This window comes from Bartonella capreoli (assembly GCF_902813205.1).
GTDB lineage: Bacteria > Pseudomonadota > Alphaproteobacteria > Rhizobiales > Rhizobiaceae > Bartonella > Bartonella schoenbuchensis.
The window spans coordinates 1-610 of record NZ_CADDZX010000102.1 but is presented as its reverse complement, the minus strand read 5'-3'; the positions used below and the strand labels follow the sequence as shown (position 1 = coordinate 610).

Genomic DNA, 610 nt, shown 5'->3' with positions numbered 1-610 from the left:
ATCGTAGGAAGGTACGCATGAAAAAAAACTCTTTTAAGCTTAATTCACACAAAACCCCTATTTCAAAAAATATCAAGAATAACCAAAAAAAGCACCTTTCACCAACATTTAAATTTCTCTTAGAAATGGGACCATTGGTTGTATTCTTTTTTGCTAATTATAAAGGGGAATGGTTGATAAACAATATTGGAATTTTTAAAAATTTTAATAAACCTATTTTTCCTGCGACAGCTTTGTTCATGGTGGCAATCATTGTTTCTCTAAGCTTATCATGGATTTTTGTGCGAAAAATTCCTATAATGCCCCTTATCTCAGGAGTTTTTGTTCTGGTCTTTGGGTTTTTAACTCTTTGGCTTCACAATGATACTTTTATCAAAATGAAACCAACAATAATTAATAGCTTATTTGCTCTTATTCTTTTTAGTGGTATTTTTTTAAAAAAACCACTTTTGCGTTATGCTTTAGATTCTACTCTAAAACTTGACGATTTAGGATGGCAAAAACTCACCTATCGTTGGGCATTCTTTTTCGTTTTTCTTGCTCTTTTGACTGAACTTGTTTGGCGTAGTTTTAGCTGGATTTTTTGAACTAGCTTTTTTGTATTTAGTGT

General features: G+C 31.1%; 1 pseudogene. It reads left to right on the top strand.

Features of this window, described 5'->3' with window-relative positions:
* Positions 1-17: 17 nt before the first annotated feature.
* Positions 18-575 (top strand): annotated as a pseudogene (locus tag J7R05_RS07540) (septation protein A); the annotation flags it as partial.
* Positions 576-610: the final 35 nt, after the last annotated feature.